The organism is Arenimonas sp. (assembly GCF_022842045.1).
Taxonomy (GTDB): Bacteria; Pseudomonadota; Gammaproteobacteria; order Xanthomonadales; family Xanthomonadaceae; genus Arenimonas.
Window position 1 is genome coordinate 1 of record NZ_JALHQI010000007.1, and the last position, 20526, is coordinate 20526.

Genomic DNA, 20526 nt, shown 5'->3' on the forward strand with positions numbered 1-20526 from the left:
CCCCCATCCACCAGGAGCCTCACCGCACGAATGAGGTCGGCAAAGCCTTTCCAGGGGGCCAGGCGGCCCGCGGCCACCAGCACGTTGCCCTGCGGGTTCGCCAGCCAGGGATGGTCTACCGGCTCCGTCATCAGATCGCGCGAGCGCCTGTCGTCAACGATGTTGTAAACCGCCACATGCGGGCTTTTGCGGAAAATGGTTCGGTACTGCAGCACCATGTCTTTCGAGACGCAGGTGAGCGCGTTGGCGCGCCACATCACCGCCCGCATGAACTGCTTCAGCACCCAGCGCTTGGACAGGAAAGCGTTGGAGTACGTGTCAAAGGGCGTTACGCGCGACGAGCAACTGATCTTCGCCCGCGAGCCCGTGGTGATGGCCGCCAGCAGCACCACCGCATTCAGGTGGTCCTCGGCAGAGAACACCACGTCAGGCCTGGCCGTCTGCAGGTACCGCCGCAAAGGCTGCAGCATGCTGCGCACCTGGGCCTTCCCGAGTTCGATGACGTTGATTTCCGGCACCTCGGGGAACGGGTGCGACGGGTCAATGCGGCCGATCACCAGGTCAACCTGGTGGCCGCGCCTGGCCAGCGCACGGGCAAACCGCACCTGCGCCAGCGGCACGCCGGCGATGGAAAACACCGGGGTGATGACCGATATCCTCATTGAGACAACCCGAAGGCTGCAAGCCCAGGGTACTCGCCCGCCGCGCGGCGGCTGCCGTGCAGGAACAGGAAATTGTTGATGTACGAACCATCCTTCTGACCCAACTGGCCGGCCGGCTGATGCTGGTCCACGTCGAACGAGGCGAACGGGCGCAGCCGCCCTTCATCAAGGAAATAGCCTTCGTAGCCTTGCGCCAGGATCCGGTCGAACACGTCGCCAATGGGCCCCGCGCAGTGACGCTGCTCGATTTCCACCAGCAGCGCCGGACGGCAGGACGCCAAGGTTTTTCGCGCCCCTTCGATGACGCGAGACTCATGGCCTTCGACGTCGATCTTGATGAAGGAAACTTCCTTCAGCCCGAAGCTGTCCAGCGTGGCGATGGAAACGGCCTGCGCCCTTTCCTGCCCAAACTCGTGACGCTCCAGCGACGCCGAAGCGTCGTGCTCGACGCCGGCATCGTCAATTGGAATATGAAGTTCCGCCGAACCATTGCCATCGGAGAGCCCGCAGGGATGAAGCGTGATGCGCGGCTTACCCCGCGACCACGCGCCCAGCACGGCTAGGCACACCGGGTTCGGCTCAAACACATCCACCTGTGCACCGAGCTTCCAGAAACGATAGGCATAAACCCCTCGGTTGCCACCCACATCTACAACCCGACAGCCAGGCGACACCAGCACCGGAAGCAGGGCCATCTCGGGCTCAAGGAAGCCGCGCACGCGATCAAGCCAGAACTTGATCGGTACCTGGGCCGATTTCGGCAGTGCCTCCCTGAGGGCAGCCTTCAAGCCGAACGTCATGGTGATTGTTCCTTGGATTCTTCGGAGTGGTTCATGCCGCGAGTATCCTGACCAGCTGGTCACGCGCGGTCTGGAAGGAGTGACGGTCTTCGTAACAGGCCCTCAGCTCAGGATCTATGCCGGTGAAAGGGCGGCTGGCTTCAGTTTCAAGCGCCGCCAGGAAGTCGGACGGTGACTCGCAGACTGCACCGGCGCGCCCGACGATCGCCTCATAGCCAACGAAAGCTTCCGGCGTTCCCACCACCCGCTTTCCGAACATCAATGCTTCGGCGACCTTGGTCTTCATCCCAGACCCATCGAAGATCGGGGCGATGACCACGTGGGCGCCTAGGTACCAAGGCACCAGACTGTCAACACCGCCGATCACTTCAACGTTGCCGTTGCGCTCGAGCTCCACCTTCCACGACTCGAAGCCTTTCCCCACAACATAGGTCTTGAGCGGCGACCTAGCGGCAACCTGCTCGACGAACCACTCGATGCCCTGTCGATTTGCATAGAAAGTGCCGCCCACGAAAAGCGCATATCGCTCGGCGCACCCCGGAGGTTGCGCGGGAAGTTCGTCGGGCAACTGGTCCTTAAGTGCCATTGGGAGCAGATGTGTGCCGCGACGACCGTAGGTTCGCTCCAACTGCGAGCTGTCGCGCTCATTCAGGCAGATGAGATTCTGGCTGCATCGCACGGCCGCCCGCTCGGCACGGTAGTTCGCCAACAGGACGCCCAGCGCCCGAATCGACGGCTGATGCCTAACGGCTCCAAGGAAGAAGCGGGCCTCACAATTGTGGAAGAAGGTCGTGATCCGCACAGATGGACAGGCCTCACGCACACCTTGTGCCACCCGACCCAGGTTCGATCCGTTGAGAAAAACCTCACCAGCGTGGAGGTTCTTCACACGTTCGACGATTGAGGCGATGTTGCCGCGACTCGCGCCGTTGACATGCCCCTTGAGGAGATCCTGAAGAAGAACGGGAGGAGTATTCATTGCTTCGGAAAGCGATACGGTTTCCATTTGGCCGCCATAGATATCGGCAAGTGCGTTTGCAAGCAGGCGCGAAAGTTGCTCGCGTCCGCCAAAGGCACTCGACTCAATCCGATCGGTCACGAAGACGAGCTTCTTCACAGGCTCAATTCGGGCCATTCCGCTGGGCGATCACCCGAGCGGGAACGCCCCCGTTGATCGTGTACGGAGCGGTGGACTTGGTGACAACCGCACCAGCAGCGATAACACAACCGCGCCCGACCTTCACACCGTCCAAGATCCTCACGCCAGTGCCAATCCAAACATCCTCTTCGAGGGCAATACCCACCGTGGTCAATCCCTGTAAACGCATGGGCTTGGTGGCTTCCGAGAAGACGTGATTGGACGCGTAGATGGAAACGTGGCTGGCAATCATCACAGAATCAGCGATAGAAAGACCGCCCGCGCCGGACAGGAAGCTGTAGGCGTTGACGCTGCAATCAGCACCGATGCGAATCGTGCCGCCCATCGCCCGAACGATCGCACCTCGATCCAAGTGGGTTCTTGGGCCAATAGATATGACGCCGCCACTTCGCTCAACAACAGCTGAAGGATGAACCTCCGCAGACCAATCTACGTCACAACCTTTAAAACGCAGGGAGCATATCTTGCAGAGCACAAAACATCGTCGCGCCTGCCGCCCAAGCCAAGACGACACTAGCAGAATCACCTGGCCCACTAGCAGCCTCCCGACCAGTATTTTCTCGACAGTCGCGCCGACTTGCGATTCCGTTCAAACTCGATATGCGTTTTCTCAACGACTCCGCGCCACTGGTCTCGAAGGATCAGGCCTATCGCTGGCAGCGAGCCCAATAACAACATAAGTTTTGAACGCGAGCTTCCAACCCAGATCGACTTAGCAGCACTAAAACTCACATCGCCGTGGACACAGTATCTAATGAAGTTGACCGCGCGCACAAACTCGCCGCGCATCCCAAGTCGATCTTTCACATACTGGTAGTTCCCTCCCAAAGCGTGGGCACGCCCTCGGTTGTACTGCATTTTCCCTGTGAACGATAAGGCGTTGGGCTGGTTGTAGTGGACTCGCTTAAGCGGGGCGTCGATGAACTTCACGCGCATTATTCCAACCACATTCCAAACCGACGTCTCTGGAATCATAAAATCTACCTCTTTGAACCGCACTCGCTTAACCAACTCGGTACGCGCGAAGATTACCAAGTCTGAGCCTAGCGCCGAGAAAAGGCTGTTCCATTGCCAATCATCCTGCGCCCGCTCGACCGCGGCACCCAGCACACGATCTTCAGTTTCGGCGCGGGCACAGACTCCAAGATACCCGTCCTTGTGACCGTCGGGAATTTGACTCCAAACCTCGACCAAGCGCGCAAGCGCACCCGGAAGAAGATGGTCGTCCGAGTCGCACCAGATAATGAATTCGCCATTCGCGGCGGCCACAAGTTCATTGTCCATACACGCCTTGCCAACACGCGCGGAAGCCTCAATCAGAGTTACGGGAAAATCCGACTTTGCGGCAAGTTCGGCCACGATGCTGCTCGTGTCGTCGACCGACGCATCGTTGCCGACCAGCCACTCGATCGCGATGTCCGACTGCGTTCTGAGTCCCGCCCAAACCCTACCCAAAAGGTCAGCCCTGTTCCAAGTCGGCGTGACAACTGAAACAAGAACTCTTCTCACGCCCGCCCCCAGATCAAGCAAAACAATGAATGAACCATAATAGGACCATCAACCTAAGTTGGAGCGCTAAGAGAGATTGCCCAGGCTTTCCCGGATAGTTTTGGCGACAATCATTACCCTAGCGCCTCAGGATACTAATTCTTTCTATCGCAGCGCTGGATACTTTCGCAATTTCTCCAATGATGCCGCCCAAATTAGACATGTGCGAAAGGCGAGCCAAACTATAAAGGGCGAAACATAATGCAGCCCCGGTACCACACGCCACGGCCACAACTTCTGAGTGCCTTTGCAAGATGCAAATCAGCAACGCAGCTAGAAGCAAACAAACGAATTTCACCCAAACCGACAATGACCATACGAATCTAGTGCGGCGCCATGCAAGCCAATAGACGAAAGGCAGATAAACGAGGTACATGCCAATAAAAGCCAAGCCTGTGGCCTGCAAGCCGATTTGCGGCAAACCAAGCCAAACAAGTAAAACGAAAACACTTATTCCAAGCGACTCGCTCATAACGAACGTGCGCCCATCGCCTGCTGCCAGAATAATGAATCCCATCGGCCAACCCGCCAGCTTGAGAATATCGCCGAGAATCTGCCAACGCAGAATGGTCACCGAATCGTCGAACGCTTTGGAGTAAAGCATTGCAATCACGTGCGGCGTAAATACCAGCATGGTCAAGAATATGGGGCCCGCAATGAGCAGTGCCACCTCAGTCTGCTGATTTACAAGCCGGTTTGCTGCGACGTGATCTCGAATGGTTGCGGTAAGGCGCGGAAAGTAATCCGAGCTCATCGCAGCCAGGACGAACCCGACGTAGGTCATGGATACCGCCCATGCTGCTTGAAAGTAGCCTAACGCATCCAACCCCAACTGATTCTGCACCATGGATCGAACAGCAAGCTGGCCCATTGTGACCGCCAGTCCGACCACCATAAATGCGAGCCCGAGACGAAGAAGAGCCTGCCAGTTAACTACTAGGATCGCCAGCGATGGTTCATTTGCCTTCTTAACCGGCAGCCTTCGCACCAAAATCTGCCCTACCAGATATGTGCTGAGCGGCATCGCGAGCAAGAATATGAGGAGGCCCTTCTCTCCCAACACCCAAAGACTGGCCACCCCGAAGATTGTGCCTAGAATTGAAGACCAGACACTTAACCTCGCGAGATCGCCTACGCGACGGAGCCCAATGAGCAGACCGCCTTGCGACGCAGAAGCAACCAGGAGGCCCACTCCGACTGCTAGCCAGCCAATTTCGCGAGAGCGATCCGAATCACCAAGAACACGCTCCGCAATAGGATCCCTCAAAAGCCAAACCAAAGCCGCGCCGACGACCGCCAGCACAGTTGTACCTATAGCAAGTGCACGGCGTGCCGCCGCCACGCCGGTCGCGTCACCCCGTCCTTCCGCCTCTGCGATCTGTCTTGCGCCGGCATTGCCGAGCCCCAACGCTGAGACAATCGCCGCGCTTTCCATGACGTTCTGGAACAATCCAAGAAGGCCTACACCTGCGGGACCCAAAAGCACAGCAGCAGCCTTGGTCCGCAAGAGGCTGACAAGGACGTTAATAAAGGCCGCGCCACCAGTAATTGAGGAGGAGCGGAGGATCTGACGGTATGAACTGACATCGCTCATGAAATGGTCAGACCCGCAGTTTCAAGGCGGCCAGTTCGGATTTCAGCGCGACTTTGGAAGCATTCGTCTAACGCCTCCACGAGACGTTCTCTCGCTTAACCACAGCTGGATTCCCCGCTATCAGGGAGCTGGCCTGATAGTTGGAACGAGTCACCACAGCATGTGCGGCGACAATACATCCCGCGGGTATTTCAGCTCCCTTAAGGACTGACACAGAATGGCTAATCCACACGTTCTCGCCGAGCGAAACATGGCGCGACCGTTCGACGCCCTGGATGTCGTGCCAGTTCGAATCAGTGATAACGCAATTCCACGAGATAATCGAGTCGCAACCAATTTCTAGACTCGTTTCAACAAGAATTTTCGTTTCAGCACTTATTCCAGACCCGGTCGAGAGATGGCGCCCACCTATCACAAGCTTGCCTCCATCCGAAACCTTCAGAATCACGCCTTGTCCGACATAGAAGTCGCCCGACAAAACGAAAGTGCTACCCCCGCCTAGAATTACGTTCGAGGTTCCTTTCGCACCCAAGTAAGGTATGCATCTTAGCTTACCGTCCATCCTTACTTGCGCCGTACGAGCCTTTGTAATCGAAAGTCTTCCGTAGGGATAGATTACGCACACAATCGGAAAACAACTGCCACTTAGTGCACGTGAAGCGAAGATGGAACGGTAGAAACAAACAAAAGGCTGGAATGGAGATATGCGCGCAAAGCTTAAGAACTCCCGAATGAGGGAGCCCTTTGGCGCGACCATATTTAGCCAACTTTTCATCGATTCATGCCGCCCTCACGTGATCAATTGGATTCCGGGTATACATACCCACCGAATTTCGTTATCTGCGACACAAGGAAGAGAACAACGGCCTTTCCCCGTCGATTTCTATAAAGGCTACCCGCCCTACGGCAAAACTCTATTCAGAATTGCCACCCAGCGAACTGAAGTATGCGTCGTACCAATCCACAAAGTTCGCAACGCCATCTTCCACCAACACTGCCGGCCGATACCCCACCGCCTCAATCAACTCCGAAACATCCGCCTCAGTATCCGGCACATCCCCCGCCTGCAGCGGCAGCATCTCCATCTTCGCCTTCTTTCCCAGGCACTGCTCCAGCACCTCGATATAGCGCAGCAACTCCACCGGCTGTTCATTGCCGATATTGAAGATGCGATACGGCGCACCGCTGGTGGCCGAATCCGGCGCCATGCCATTCCACTCGGCATTCGGCGTCGCCGGCTGGTCCAGCGTCCGGATCACGCCTTCCACGATGTCGTCCACGTAAGTGAAGCTGCGCTTGTGCTTGCCATGGTTGAACACCTTGATCGGCTCGCCGGCCAGGATCGCCTTGGTGAACAGGAACAGCGCCATGTCCGGACGACCCCATGGCCCATAGACCGTGAAGAAGCGAAGCCCCGTGCAGGGAATGCCATAGAGGTGCGCATAGCTGTGGGCCATCATCTCGTTGGCTTTCTTGGTGGCCGCGTACAGCGTCAGCGGGTGCTCGGTGGGCTGGTGTTCGCTGAAGGGCATCTTGAGGTTGGCGCCGTACACCGAGCTGGTCGAGGCGAACACCAGGTGCTCCACGCCGTGGTGGCGGCAGCCCTCCAGAATATGAAGGAAGCCGGTGACGTTGCTGCTGACGTACACATGCGGGTTCTGCGCGGCATAGCGCACGCCGGCCTGGGCAGCGAGGTTCACCACGCGCTGCGGCTTGTGGGTGGCGAACGCCGCCTCCACGGCTTCGCGATCGGCGAGGTCGGCTTCGATGTGGGTGTAGTTCGGGTGATCCATGAAGCGGGCGAGGCGCGCCTTTTTCAGGTTCACGTCGTAGTAGTCGCTCATGTTGTCGAAACCCACCACTTCGTCGCCGCGCTCAAGCAGGCGGATGGCGAGGTGGGAGCCGATGAAGCCGGCGGTGCCGGTGACCAGGACTTTCATTGTTTGTTCCGAGCGTTAAAGGCGGGCGTCGGCGCCGGCGGGGGGAAGCACATGCTTTACGTCGTAAACCACCGACTGGGCTTTGGCGAAGCTTCGGATGCCCTCGGCGCCCAGCGTCCGGAATTGTTCGTGGGCCACGGCAAGGATGACGGCGTCGTAGGCCGCTTTCGCGGGGGCTGACACCGGTTCAAGGCCATACTCGTGTTTGGCTTCCGCCGCGTCCACCCACGGGTCATGCACGTCCACCTGCACGTTGTAGCCGCGCAGGGTGTCGATGATGTCCACCACCTTGGTGTTGCGCAGGTCGGGGCAGTTTTCCTTGAACGCCAAACCCAGCACCAGCACCTTCGCGCCCACCGGGTTGATGCCCTTGCGCACCATCAGCTTGATCACCTGGTCGGCCACGTAGGGCCCCATGCCGTCGTTGGTGCGGCGCCCCGCCAGGATCACCTGCGGGTGGTGCCCCACCTGCTGCGCCTTGTGCGTGAGGTAGTACGGGTCCACGCCAATGCAGTGCCCGCCCACCAGGCCGGGACGGAACGGCAGGAAGTTCCACTTGGTGCCGGCGGCCTCCAGCACGTCCAGGGTGTCGATGCCCAGCTTGTTGAACAGGATGGCCAGGTCGTTCACCAGGGCGATGTTCAGGTCGCGCTGGGTGTTTTCAATCACCTTGGCGGCTTCGGCCACCTTGATGCTGGGCGCCTTGTGGGTGCCGGCGGCGATGATGCGGCCGTACAGGGCGTCCACGTAGTCCGCGGTTTCCGGCGTGCTGCCGCTGGTCACCTTCTTGATGCTGGGCAGGCGGTGGGCCTTGTCGCCGGGGTTGATGCGCTCGGGGCTGTAGCCGCAGTGGAAGTGCTGGTTGAACTTCAGGCCGCTCACGCGCTCCAGGATCGGCACGCAGTCTTCTTCGGTGCAGCCGGGGTACACGGTGCTTTCGTACACCACCACGTCACCCTGCTTCAGCACGCTGCCGACGGCTTCGCTGGCCTTGACCAGCGGCGTCAGGTCGGGCCGCTTGGCCGAATCAATCGGCGTCGGCACGGTGACGATGTAGACGTTGCACCCAGCGATGTCGGCCAACTGGTCGGTGAAACGCAGCCTGGGGCTGGAGGCGAGCTCTTCAGGGCTGCACTCGAGAGTGCTGTCACTGCCACCGCGCAGTTCGGCCACGCGCGCGCCGCGGATGTCGTAGCCGGTGGTGTCGAACTGCTTGCCGAACTCCACCGCCAGCGGCAGGCCCACGTAGCCGAGGCCGATGATGGCAATGCGGGAATCTTCCAGTCGCTTCATCCGTCTCTCTCGGTTTCCGGCAAGCTACCGCCCTACGATTGCATTGGCGCGTTCGTCGGGCCGGTGCATTGCCAGGTTGTGGCCTTGCTCAGGCGGCTCGCGGCGCCCGTGCAGGTTCAAGCAGGTAAACAGGCAGCGTCACGCTCTGCGCGCTGCCCAGGATCTCCAGCAACACCAGCGCCCGCTGTTCGCTTTGCGCCTGGGTGTAGAGGCCCTGCAGCCCCGCCAGCGGGCCTTCGGCGATGACCACGCGCTCGCCCGGCAGCAGCCGGCGCTCGGGCATCGTGACCAGGCCATCGGCGTTGGCGTCGGCGCGCAGGCGTTCAATGAGTTCGTCCGGAACGGTGGCCGGCAGGCCGGCGGTGCGCACCAGGCCGATGGCGCCGCGGGTCGAACGCACCGGCGCCAGGCTGGTGGCGGCGGCATCGGCGCGCAGGAACAGGTAGCGCGGGAACAGCGCCTCGACCGTCATTCGCCGGCGGCCGCTGCGGATCACGCTGCGCTGCAACCGCAGCAGCAGGCACTGAAAGCCCTGGCGCTGCAGGTGCTCCAGCGCCTGGGCCTCGGCACGCGGGCGGGTGTGCACGCAGTACCAGCGCTGCATCTCAGCCGCCCTCCACTTCGCGCCGCAGGTGTTCGATCTGCTCGCGCAGGGCGTCGTACTCGCTCATCTTGCGGGCCAGGAACGCCTTGGTCAGTCGGGTCTTGGCCGAGATGCCGCGCGGCGTCAGCAGGTAGGCGTAGCCCAGCTTGTGCGGGTTGCGGCTGAAGTTGCCCACCTTCACCCAGCCCTTGTCCACCAGCGCGCGCAGCGCATAGTTCAGGCGCCCCAGCGACACGCCGGCGTGCTCGGCCAGCTCGCGCTGGTTCACGTCGGGCGAGTCGGCCAGGCGGCGCAGGATGGTGATGCTCAGCTCGTCGGCCACGGGCGGCATGGGCGGGTTGTTCACGGATTGAACACAGGCGCCAGCCTAGCCCTTCGCGGGGGCCGGGACAAACGAATTTCTCTCGTTCCGGGACGGATTCGACAGCAGCGCCGCCAGCAGGCCGGCCGTGGCCAGCAGGGCGATGGTGCGCAGCGGGTAGTCGCCCAGCGAATGCAGGGCCAGCATCGCCAGCCCAATCAGGGCGGCGCGGGCCAGTGCGCGGTCCTGCGTGCCCGCGTCGCGGCGTCGCCAGGCACGCCAGCCCGCCACCCCCCCCGCCGCCAGCAGCGCCAGGCCGGCCAGCGCCGCCAGCCACTGGCCGTCCAGCCAGAGCTCGGCGTAGTCGTTGTGGGCGTGGTTGATGTAAACGGTCTGCGGCGAGTCGCGGTCGTAGGCCTCGAAGGCGCGGCGGAACCCGCCCAGCCCCGTGCCCAGCGGCGCGTGGTCCTGCGCCGCCTGCAGGCTGAGTTGGGTGTACTGGAAGCGCGCATCCTCCATCGGGTCCTTCTCGAACCGCTGCAGGATGCCGAACAGCGCGAACTGCACGCTCAGCAGCAGGCCCACGCCCACCGCCACCGCCAATAGCCGCTTGGTGCCGCGCTGCCGGCGCATCGCCAGCACCGCAGGCAAGCTCAGGGCAATGGCCAGCATGCCCAGCGCCAGGCCCGCGCGCGAACCCACCAGCGCCAGCGCCAGGATCTCCAGCACGGCCAGGCCCATGCCCGCCACCGCCCACAACACAGCGGGGCGCTCGGCCTCGCGTTGCGCGTTCCACCACGCGGCCGTGCCGATCAGCACGAAGGGCAAGGCCAGCACCAGCTGGCTGGCGAAGTGGTTGCGGTTGGCGAAGAAACCGACGGCGCTGCCTGGGTTGGTGCGCGCGTAGAAGTACAGCGCGCTGTCGGGGCCGGCGGCCAACTGCGCCACGCCCAGCACGATCGCCACCAGCGTCACCGCCACGAAGATCGCGGCCAGCTTCAGCCGCTGCCTGGCGTCGAACTGCAGCGTGGCCAGGAACAGCGCCACCGCGGGCAGCAGCCAGATCAGCGCCGTCTCCGTGCCGTAAGGCGCCAGCGTCCAGCGCGCGGCGGGCTCGAGGCCGGCCATGGCCAGCTGCGCGTCAATCTGTTGGCGCGCGGTCGGCATCAGCCACAGCGACTCGGGGACCGGAAGCAGCTGCAGCAGCGGCACCGCCAGCGGCAGCAGCGCCAGCCAGGCCGCGCGCGGCAGCGAGGCTTGCGCGTCGGTTTCGCTGCGCCAAAGCGTCAGGATGATCAGCAGCGCGGCCAAGGCCTGGCACACGCCATCGCCCATCGTGCCCTGCCCGCCGCCCAGCACCAGGCACAGCCCCAACAGCCCGGCGGCCAGTGGCCACTGCAGTCGGGTGATCAGCGGGGGCTGGCCAGCGTGGGGCATCGTGCGTTTTCCAACTCCTGCAGCGGGCGTGCTGCCGGCCGCCATGGCCGCTTGATCATAGCGAACTATGCTTCGAATCAAGCCTTTCCGCGCGCAGGGAACCGGTTGCCCTGCCAGAAAAAAGGGCCGCCTGGGGGCGGCCTTCGGGAAAGGATTTCGCGGTGCGTTATGGGCTGGCGGGCCTGTCGCCGCCGCCGCCGCCGAGCAGCAGCGCTGCGCCCACCACGGCCATGGCGCCGATCACGTAGCCGTTGGCGCCCTTGCGCGCTTTCTCTTCGCCTTCCCCGGCCTCGGCGAAGCTGGGGCCAACGCGCTGCACGCCGGCCACGCCGCCAGCGCAGGGGGAAACGGCCGGCACGTCCAGCAGCGAGCCCGCGGCCAGCGGCAGCACGCAGCCATCGGCGAAGGTGAGTTCGGCGCGACCGCCTTCCATCACCAGCACGCGGTCGCCGGCCGACAGGGCCTGGGCCTCGTTGGCCGTGGTGAAGTCGTCGCCCTGGTTCACCAGGACGGTGCCTTCCTGTGCACTGAGGGTGGCGGTGGCGTCCGCAGCGAACGCGGGGGCGGCCGACAGGGCGCAGAGGACTGACACGGTGCGGATCATGCTGGGGGCTTCCTGGGCTGGCGGGGCGGCAGTTCCAGCGGAAACGAACGCGGGGTTGTCGCTGTGCGTGAGGATAGCCATGTCGGCCTGCCCGTGTTCGAGAAAGATTCAGCCCCTCGAGGCACGGCGCGCGGGAAACAAAAAGGCCGCCCTGGGGCGGCCTTTCCGAAAACGCATTGGCAGCGCCTTACGGGCTGGCGGCGGGCTCGCCGAAGGTGAACTTGGTTTCGCCGTCCAGCAACATGGCGGCGATCACGATGCCCCAGGCACCGAACACATAGCGCGCAGAGCGGTTGCGGTCGTACTGCGGGCTGCCCACGGCCTGGGCATAGCTCGGGCCGATGTTCTGGACGTTGGCCACGGCGCCGGCGCAGGTCGAGACTTCCGGCACGTCCACCAGCGAACCCGAGGTGAGCGGCAGCACGCAGCCGTCGGTGAAGGTGATCTGGGCGCTGCCGCCTTCCATGACCATCACCCGGTCGCCGGCCAGCAGGGCCTGCGACTCGGTGGCGGTGACGAACTCGTCGCCCTGGTTGACCAGCACGGTGCCCTGCTGCGCGCTGAGGGTGGCGACGCTGTCCGCGGCGAAGGCGGGAGCGGCGAGCAGGGCGGCGAGGATGGCGGCGGTGCGGATCATGGTGACGCTCCCTTGGGGGGATGGGCGCTTGCGGCGCAGGTTCGGAACCTAGGTTAGACCTCGGAGCCCGAGGTGACAACCCATGGGGCTGAATCAAAACCCACCGGGTAATAGTTTCAAATCAATTATTTGCGCGGACCCGAGCAATCTTCAGCGCATCGAACCAGACCCGCCCGCCGATGCGCTGCTCGGCGGGGATCCGGGCCGGCAGGCGCAGCACCAGCCACTGGCCGCCGCAGCCTTCGGCCGGCACTTCGAAGTCCGCCTCGAAATCGCGCCACGGCCCGCTGCCCCGCAGCGGCGCGGTTTCGCCCAGAGGCTGGCCGCCGCTGGCACAGGTCACGGTCCACACCAGGCCCCGGTCGGTACGCAGGTTGTCGGGCCGGGCCCGCCCCGACAGCGTGTAGCGCCCCGGGCCCAGGGCCAGCAGCTGGCGCACGTGGGCGAACGGCACGCGGCGGTCCTCGAACGCGACCCGCAGGGCCAGCCGGTCCACGGCGCCCTCCACCGGCAAGCGGTCGATGCGCGCACCGGCCACGCGGCCGAAGCGCCAGTCGAACCCGCCCTGCCCCGGCTCCCATTCGAAGCCGCCGTTGAAGACATTGCCCAGCCCGGCCAGGCGCCCGGGCGGCAGCTGGCTCACCCACACCAGGTAGGCCTGGCCCCACTGGCCCTCGCGGCCAAGGCGGTCGAGCCACGCGGCCAGCTCGCCCGGGGCCAGCCCGCCCGGCGCCTGGCGCAGGCGTTCGAACAGCGGGGCCACCGCCTGGGCGTCGGGCGCCTTGCTGGCCACCTGCTGCAGCAGGCCCGCGCGCCAGGGCGGCGCGGTGCCCAGGCGCGCGGCCAGGGGTTCTTGCGCGGCCGGATCCGCGGCCAGCGAAAGCAGCATCGGCTCCAGGCCCGGCAACAGGCTCGGGTTCACCCGCAGCAGCAGGTCCACGTTCTGCATGGCGGCGGCCAGGTCGCCTTGGGCCAGGTGGTGGTCGAGCAGCCAGGCCTGGCTGAGCTGGTCGCGCGGGGTGCGTTCGGCGGCGATGCGGAAGAGCTTCGCGGCCTCGTCGCGATTGCCCGCGGCGTCGGCCAGCGTACCCAGCACGCGGTAGCTGCGGCCGTCGAGCGGGTTGGCGCGCAGGGCGCGGCGGGCGTGGTCGGCGGCGGCTTCGGCCTGGGCCGGATCGTCGGCCAGGCGCAGGGCCTGGCGGTACAGCGCTTCGGGGTGGTCGCTGCGCCAGCCCAAGGCGCGCGCCGGATCGGAGATGGCGTAGTGGTCGGCCACGCTGTTGGTCAGTGCGCGGGCGCCGAGCACGATGAGCACGCCGGTGGCCAGCGCCAGCAGCAGTCGGCGCACGCGTTGGCGCAGCACGGGGTCAGTCATGGATCACCTGGCTGATCTTGAGTCGGCCGTCTTCGCGGCGCAGGGTGAAACGGATGTCGCCGCGGGTGGTGGTGCCCGGGCGCAGGCGGCCTTCCTTGACCCAGGCTTCGTAGGCGGCCAGCACCACGGCGCCGTCGTCGCGCGCGATCCAGCCGTTGGGGATCAGCGCGAGCCGGCGTTCGCGGGTGTCCTCGAACAGCGTCTGGTAATCGAACGCGATGGCCTCGCGGCCGCCGCGGTTGTTGATGGCGTCCCGGGTGAACAGCCGCATCAGGGCGTTGATGTCGCCCGCCGCGTACGCCCGGGTGAAGTCGTCCAGCACCGCATGCGCCGCGCTCTCCTCAATAGCCGCCGCCCCCCCTGTAGGAGGGACTTCAGTCCCGAAGCTCTCCGGCGCGGCCGCGACAGGCGCGACAAGCATCGGCGTCGGCGCGGCGGCGATCGCGGCGGGACGCTCGCGGCGTGGCGATTGTGGCGGGGTCGGCTGGGGCGCGGGCTTCGGGACTGAAGTCCCTCCCACAGGGGCGGCGGCCACAGGCGCGGGCGGCGGCACGGGCGATGTAGTGGCGACCACTGGCTGGCCAATGGCCGCACCCGCCGAAGCCCCTGTGGGAGGGACTTCAGTCCCGATGCTTTTCGATTCCGGCACAGACGCAGCCGTCGCCATCGGCACCGCGTTATCGGGTAGCGGTTCGGCTACTTGCGCGGTCAGTGGCGCGGGTGGCGGGCTTGGGGTGGTCGGGGCGGATTCGTCGGGAGCGTTCGGGACTGAAGTCCCTCCTACAGGGAGCGCGGCGACCAGGCTGGGGCGTGGGGGTTTTTGTTGGGCGTACCAGAGCAGGGCCACCAGGCTGACGGCGGCGAGGCCGAGGCCGCCCAGCACGAACGCAGGCAGCTGGCGCGCGGTGCGGGCCGAGATGATCGGCGCGGCGGGTTGTTCGCGCGAGATGTGTGCGAGGCGGGTGGCGGCCAGCACCGAGGGCTTGGCGGCCGGCGCGTCGTCGCGCGGGGCGGCGCGGCGCTCGATCGGCTCAACGTCGGCATCGCCCTCGCCCGCCAGCGCGCCGCTGCGGCGCAGCTGCTGCCAGGCGCGGGTGACGCGGTCGGCGTACACGTTGTCCCAGTCGTCGGCGTTGCGGTCGGGGTGCAGCCAGCGCACCAGCCAGCGGTAGTGTTCGCGGATGCGCGCGGGCGGTGCGTCGGGGTTCACGCCCAGCACGCGGTACGGGTCGTCGCCCGCGCCGAACATCACCTGCTGCACGAAGAACACCGCGGCCTCGGCCACGCGCTCCGGCGATTCACCACTCGCCTCCGCCGACTGCGCCGCCTGCCCGCGGTCACCCGCGGCCAACCGCAGCAGCACGATCACGTCCTCGGGCAGCGGTCGCTGCGCCGCCATCGCCAGCAGCGCCGGCGCACGGTAGTAAGCCAGCGCCTGCTCCAGTGCGAGCCCGGCGCCCGGCATCAGCGGCGGCCCAGCTTCTTCTGTTCGTCCTGCCCGCCGTACGAGTAGTAGTTGTAGGCGCCATACCCGTAGCCGTAGCCCGCGTGCTTGCTGCTGAACTTGGTGAGCAGGCCACCCACCACGTGCGCGCGCGCCGCCAGCAGGCGCTTGAGCGCATTGCGGGCCACGGTGATGCGGGTCTCGCCGGCTTCCACCACCAGCAGCGTGCCGTTGGCCAGGTTGCCCAGGATGGGCGCGTCGGCCAGGCCCATCACCGGCGGGCCGTCGATGATCAGCTGGTCGAACTTCTCGCGCGCGATGCTGATCAGGCTCAGCATCTTCGGGCCCATCAGCAGCTCGGCCGGGTTCGGCGGCAGCGGGCCGGTGCTCATGTACATCAGGCCCGGGGTGTCGGTGGCGTGGATCACCTCGGTCGCCTTCACCGCGCCGGCCAGGTAGTTGCTCAGGCCCGCGCTGTTGTCCACGCCCAGCGTGCGGTGCAGCGAGGGATTGCGCAGGTCGGCATCGATGATCAGCACGCGCTTGCCCAGCTGGGCGAAGTTGCGGGCCAGGGTCAGCGCCGTGGTGGACTTGCCTTCCGACGGCGTGGAGCTGGTGATCAGCAGGCTGCGCGGAACGCCGGTGTCGGTGGCGAACTGCAGCGCGGTGCGCACCGAGCGGTAGCTCTCGGCGAAGGCCGAGCGCGGGTCTTCCAGCGCCTTGGCCGGGGTCATCGGCAGCTTCAGCAGCGGGATCACGCCCAGCACCGACAGGCCCAGCTGCTTCTCGACGTCTTCCGGCGCCTTCAGCGTGTCGTCCAGGTACTCGAAGGCCAGCGCCAGCAGCACGCCCAGCATCAGGCCGGCCAGCAGGCCCAGCGCGAGGTTGCGGGTGAGGCTGGGCTTGAACTTGTAGCCATTCTGGGCCAGGTCGACGACGCTGATGTTGTTGTTGCTGACGCCGGCGGCCACGCCGATTTCCTTGTAGCGCTGCAGCAGGCCGTCGTAGAGCTCGCGGTTGGTGTCGACTTCGCGCTTGAGGATGTTGTACTGGATCGAGCGGCTCTGCAGGTCCAGCACGTCGGTCTTCACCAGGCTCATCTGCTCGCTGAGCAGGCGCTCCTGCTCCTGCGCGGCCAGGAACTCGGCCTGGATGGCGGCCTTGATGTTGCCTACCTCGGCCGCGATCTGGCGCTCGACCTCGTCGATCTGGCCCTTGAGCTGCTGCATCAGCGGGAAGCCCGGCTTGTACAGCCGCAGCTTGTCCTGGTAGTCGGCCATCAGCTTGCCGCGGGTTTCCTGCAGGCTCTTGATGATCGACGCCTCGCCGATCTCACCCAGCAGCACGGTGCCGCGCGAGGCCTGGGCCTGGCGCCAGCGCGCCTCGGCCTTGATGCGGTCCTGGCGCGCCTGCGACAGCGCCGCGTTCAGCGAGCCCAGGTCCTGTTCGCTCAGGTTGCCGTTGCTGTCGCCGCTGCCGACGATCTGTTCCTTCTGCGCGAACGCCACCAGCTCGCGCTCGGAGTCCTCGAGCTTGAGCCGCAGCTCCTGCAGGCGGTCCTCCAGGTAGGTCTTGGCGTAGGCCGAGGAGTCGAAGCGACGCTCGAGGTTGGAGGCGATGAAGGCCTCGGCCAGGGAATTCGCAGCGCGCTGCGAGAACGCGGCGTCCGGGCTGTCGAAGTGCACGCGCACCAGGCGCGAGTTGCGCACCGGCTCGATGGTCAGGCCGCGCATGATGAAATTGGTGGCGGCGGTATCACGCGAGGCCAGCTCGGCCTCGGTCTGCTCGTCGGCTTCATCGCCACCGCCGGAGAACAGCCCGCGCAGTGCCGTCCACGGCGACGGCGGCGACAGCCGTTCCAGCGTCTCGCCTTCGGCCAGCGCCAGCTGCGACGCCACGCGCTGGGCCAGGGCCCGGCTCTTCAGCAACTCGTACTGGGTCTGGTAGAAGTCGGCGCCGGCGCCGCCCTCCACCGGGGTCACGCCCTCCACGTCCACCACCTTGATGGTGTCGCGCTCGATCTGCAGCGAGGTGGTGGCACGGTAAATCGGCGTCATCAGCAGCGTGCCCACCAGCGTCGCCACCAGCACGATGCCCAGCGCGCCCAGCACCGTCCAGCGGCGCTTGACCAGGATGCGCCAGTAACTGAGCAGGTCGATCTCGTCGCTTTCGGCGGCGTTGTCCTGCGCGCGCAGGTCCAGGCTCAGGGCCTGGCTGCGCGCGGCGGCCAGCGCCTGCCGTCGATCTTCGTCCTGGGTGGCCGGCAGCTTCGCACCGCCGGGCTGGCCGGGTTCCATCTCGTTCGCCATCTGGTGCTTTCCTTTCGGATTCGCCGGTCAGTAGACGCGGAACAGGTTGAAGACCGGGATCGTCTCGAGGACGCGGCGAAGACCAGTCTTGGCCCCCGACTGGTCGATGACCACGATGTCGTCGCCGTAGATCTGTGGATCCACGGCGTCGCCGGCGCGGATCTGCTTGAGGTCGAACACGGCCGCCATCTTCTTGCCGTCCACCACGCGGAACACCACCACGCCCTGCAGGTTGGCCAGCTCCGACGGCCCGCCGCCCATGGCCAGGGCCTGCAGCAGCGAGGTCTTGCCGGTGATGGGATAGATGCCCGGCTTGGCGATGGCGCCTTCCAAGGTGACCCGCTGGCTGGTGAATTCCTTCACGAACACGCTGACCTGCGGAGCCTGCAGGTAGTCGGCCGAAAGCTTCTCGGCAATCAGGGCCTCGAGCTCGGGCACGGTGTTGCCGCCGGCCTGCACCACGCCGATCAGCGGCAGCGATATCTGGCCGTTGCTGTTCACGCGCACGGTGCGGTTGAGGTCGTTGACCTGGAACACGCTGATCTCCAGCAGGTCCTGCGGGCCCACCCGATATTCGCTGGTACCGGTGTAGGCGCCGGAGTCGGCGCGGGTGTCGGGCTCGCCCAGTTCATCGGTGGCGGTGACCGCCTTGCTGGTGCCCGAGCGCACCGACTGGCTGGTGGATGTCCCGCAGGCCACCAGGGCCACGGAAAGCACGAGGACAGCGAGGGTCCGGAGGAAGGAATGGGTCATGGGGTCTCCTGGGGGCCCGGGCGAAGCATTATGCGGTGCCAAACAGACGCTGCCAAAAGCCGGGGCGGCGTTCGGGGGGGCGTGGCCGTTCAGGCAGCGGGGGCAACTGGCTGGGCGCCAGGTCGTCGAGGATGCCCTGCGGGCGGGTCAGCACCAGGTGCCTTGCTTCCTCGGCGCCCACGCGCGCCGCGGCCGCCTCGCGGCCCTCGGCCAGCAGCGGCGGGCGCTTGTCGATGTGGTGCGAGTCGGTGGCGATGATGTGCACCAGGCCTTCGTCGAGCATGCGCTCGGCCCAGTACTTCGGGCGGCGGCCGAAGCGGCCGGTGAGGCTGCCGGCGGTGAGCTGCATCCACGCGCCCTGCTTCACCAGGTCGGCGAACACCGGATAGTGGGTCTCGATCCAGCTCAGGCGCTCGGGGTGGGTGATCACCGGCACGATGCCGGCGGCCATCAGGGTGAACACCGATTCGTCGAAGCGCGGCGGCGCCACGTGGTGCGGCGGCTCCAGCAGCAGGTAGCGGCTGCCGTTGATCGTGGGCACGCGGCCATCGCGGATGCCGCCCACCAGGTCGGGGGCGAGGTGGGTGTCGGCGCCCGTGCCCAGCTGCAGCGGGATGCCGGCTTCGGCCAGCGCGGTGCGCAGGGCGGCCACCGCGGCCTCGATGCCGGCGCGGTTGTTCTCGTACAGGCCGGGGTAGATGTGCGGGGTGCAGGCGGTGAAGGTGATGCCGTCGGCCACCGCGCAGCGCGCCATGGCCAGCGAGACCTCGAGCGTGGCCGGGCCGTCGTCGACGCCGGGCAGCAGATGGCAGTGCAGGTCGATCATGCCGGCGTCCTTCAATGTGCTTCCGACTCGGCCGCGTCCCGGCTGGGCGCCGCGACGGCGCGGGCATCGCCGCCGCGCCAGCGTGCCAGCCTGGCGACCGCGCGGTCGTAATCGACGCTGAACGCATACCATGCGCCGAGCAGCACGAAGAAAGCCAGCACCAGCAGCGGCCGGTACACGCCCAGCTTCATCGCCACCGCGGCGGCGAGGCCCAGCAGCAGCGAGCCGCCGGCGATGATGGCCACCACCGCGCTGGTGCGGAAGCCGGCGTCGAGCAGCATGTGGTGCATGTGGTGGCGGTCGGCCGCGAACGGCGAGCGGCCCTGGCGCCAGCGGCGCAGCATCAAGGCCACGCAGTCGATCAGCGGCAGCGACAGCGCCCACGGGCCCAGCACCGGCGAGATGGGGTGGTCCGGGCTCTGCGACAGGCGCACCGAGGCATAGGCGATGGTGAAACCCAGCAGCATGCTGCCGCCGTTGCCCAGGAACACGCGGGCCCGCGGCTGCCACGGGAAGCGCGCGTTCCACACCAGGAAGCCCAGCACCGCGGCGGCTACCGCCAGGATGCGTTCGACCACCAGCACGTTGCCCGAGTACAGCCCGAAGCAGGCGAACAGCCCCAGCGCCACCACCGACAGGCTGCCGGCCAGGCCGTCCACGCCGTCGGCCATGTTCAGCGCATTGATGACGCCCACCACGATGAACACGGTGAACGGCACCGCCAGCAGCCCGATGTTGGCGCCGGTGAAGCCGAACACGTCGTGCAGGTTGGTGGCCATGACGCCACCCAAGAGCGCCATCAGCAGCGCGGCCAGCGCCTGCGCGCCGATCCGCCAGGTCCAGCGCAGGTCGAAGTAGTCGTCGAGCTGGCCCACCAGCACCAGCAGGCCGGCGCCACCGATGAAGGCCCAAGTACGCAGGCTGTTGCTCTCTTCGAACAGCAGGAAGCCGGCGACGACCACGAGATAGATCACCAGCCCGCCGACCACCGGCATGGCGCAGCCGTGGTCCTTGCGCCCCCCGGGGTGGTCCACCAGGCCGAAGCGGCGCGCCAGCGGCAGTGCCAGCGGCAGCGCCAAGGCGCACAGCGCGAAGCTCAGGGCGATGCGCTGCCAGGCCTGGCCGTCGAGCTGGTGGATGAGATTGAGGTAGTCCATGCGGTTTGAAACGTAATCCTTGGGGTAACAGGCCATGTGGCCGCTTTCAGGATCCCGTCTTGCCGCCAGCGTGCGGGGGCTTG

At 65.6% G+C, this 20526-nt stretch carries 19 protein-coding genes; all 19 read right to left on the reverse strand.

All coding sequences use genetic code 11. The features are described 5' to 3' along the window. A partial coding sequence (locus Q0C12_RS02810) for a glycosyltransferase (protein ID WP_290885905.1) occupies positions 1–662 on the reverse strand: 662 nt, incomplete at its 3' end. Beyond that, a complete protein-coding gene (locus Q0C12_RS02815) occupies positions 659–1462 on the reverse strand; it encodes an FkbM family methyltransferase (protein ID WP_290885908.1) in 804 nt (267 codons plus the stop codon). The genes Q0C12_RS02815 and Q0C12_RS02810, both read right to left, overlap by 4 nt. A gap of 31 nt (positions 1463–1493) precedes the next feature. Beyond that, positions 1494–2579, reverse strand: coding sequence for a glycosyltransferase family 4 protein (locus Q0C12_RS02820; RefSeq protein ID WP_290885911.1), 1086 nt, complete (start codon positions 2577–2579; stop codon positions 1494–1496). 4 nt (positions 2580–2583) lie between these two features. Then, positions 2584–2946 carry an acyltransferase gene (locus Q0C12_RS02825; protein WP_290885914.1) on the reverse strand — a complete coding sequence of 121 codons (363 nt, stop codon included), beginning with the start codon at positions 2944–2946 and terminating at the stop codon, positions 2584–2586. A 209-nt stretch (positions 2947–3155) separates the two neighbouring features. After that, a complete protein-coding gene (locus tag Q0C12_RS02830) occupies positions 3156–4130 on the reverse strand; it encodes a glycosyltransferase family 2 protein (protein ID WP_290885917.1) in 975 nt (324 codons plus the stop codon). 118 nt (positions 4131–4248) lie between these two features. Next, positions 4249–5763 (reverse strand): O-antigen translocase, encoded by a 1515-nt coding sequence (locus Q0C12_RS02835; RefSeq protein ID WP_290885920.1) that lies wholly within the window; start codon positions 5761–5763, stop codon positions 4249–4251. 914 nt (positions 5764–6677) lie between these two features. Further along, on the reverse strand, positions 6678–7703 hold the full coding sequence (locus Q0C12_RS02840; protein WP_290885923.1) for an NAD-dependent epimerase: 1026 nt from the start codon (positions 7701–7703) through the stop codon (positions 6678–6680). Between the two features lie 15 nt (positions 7704–7718). Then, complete coding sequence (tviB, locus tag Q0C12_RS02845; RefSeq protein WP_290885926.1) at positions 7719–8996, reverse strand: Vi polysaccharide biosynthesis UDP-N-acetylglucosamine C-6 dehydrogenase TviB; 1278 nt, start codon at positions 8994–8996, stop codon at positions 7719–7721. Between the two features lie 88 nt (positions 8997–9084). Next, on the reverse strand, positions 9085–9600 hold the full coding sequence (locus Q0C12_RS02850) for a transcription termination/antitermination NusG family protein (protein ID WP_290885929.1): 516 nt from the start codon (positions 9598–9600) through the stop codon (positions 9085–9087). A gap of 1 nt (position 9601) precedes the next feature. Continuing rightward, positions 9602–9946, reverse strand: coding sequence for a MarR family EPS-associated transcriptional regulator (locus tag Q0C12_RS02855; RefSeq protein ID WP_290885932.1), 345 nt, complete (start codon positions 9944–9946; stop codon positions 9602–9604). A 21-nt stretch (positions 9947–9967) separates the two neighbouring features. After that, the gene (locus Q0C12_RS02860) at positions 9968–11338 is read right to left on the reverse strand and encodes an O-antigen ligase family protein (protein WP_290885936.1); all 1371 of its coding nucleotides are present in this window, start codon (positions 11336–11338) and stop codon (positions 9968–9970) included. Positions 11339–11504: 166 nt separating this feature from the next. Beyond that, positions 11505–11942, reverse strand: coding sequence for a hypothetical protein (locus tag Q0C12_RS02865; RefSeq protein WP_290885939.1), 438 nt, complete (start codon positions 11940–11942; stop codon positions 11505–11507). Positions 11943–12129: 187 nt separating this feature from the next. Further along, a complete protein-coding gene (locus tag Q0C12_RS02870) occupies positions 12130–12579 on the reverse strand; it encodes a hypothetical protein (protein WP_290885942.1) in 450 nt (149 codons plus the stop codon). A gap of 121 nt (positions 12580–12700) precedes the next feature. Further along, positions 12701–13954, reverse strand: a complete 1254-nt coding sequence (locus Q0C12_RS02875) for a hypothetical protein (protein WP_290885945.1) — start codon at positions 13952–13954, stop codon at positions 12701–12703. After that, positions 13947–15419, reverse strand: coding sequence for a DnaJ domain-containing protein (locus Q0C12_RS02880; protein WP_290885947.1), 1473 nt, complete (start codon positions 15417–15419; stop codon positions 13947–13949). Before Q0C12_RS02880 ends, Q0C12_RS02875 begins: the two co-directional genes overlap by 8 nt. After that, entirely contained in the window at positions 15419–17707 is a 2289-nt protein-coding gene (locus tag Q0C12_RS02885) for a polysaccharide biosynthesis tyrosine autokinase (protein ID WP_290885950.1), read from the reverse strand. The genes Q0C12_RS02880 and Q0C12_RS02885 overlap by 1 nt, the downstream gene beginning before the upstream one ends. A gap of 27 nt (positions 17708–17734) precedes the next feature. Continuing rightward, the gene (locus tag Q0C12_RS02890) at positions 17735–18460 is read right to left on the reverse strand and encodes a polysaccharide biosynthesis/export family protein (protein ID WP_290885953.1); all 726 of its coding nucleotides are present in this window, start codon (positions 18458–18460) and stop codon (positions 17735–17737) included. 28 nt (positions 18461–18488) lie between these two features. After that, entirely contained in the window at positions 18489–19286 is a 798-nt protein-coding gene (locus Q0C12_RS02895; protein WP_290885956.1) for a CpsB/CapC family capsule biosynthesis tyrosine phosphatase, read from the reverse strand. Positions 19287–19297: 11 nt separating this feature from the next. Next, on the reverse strand, positions 19298–20479 hold the full coding sequence (locus Q0C12_RS02900; protein ID WP_290885959.1) for an MraY family glycosyltransferase: 1182 nt from the start codon (positions 20477–20479) through the stop codon (positions 19298–19300). Positions 20480–20526 lie beyond the last annotated feature (47 nt).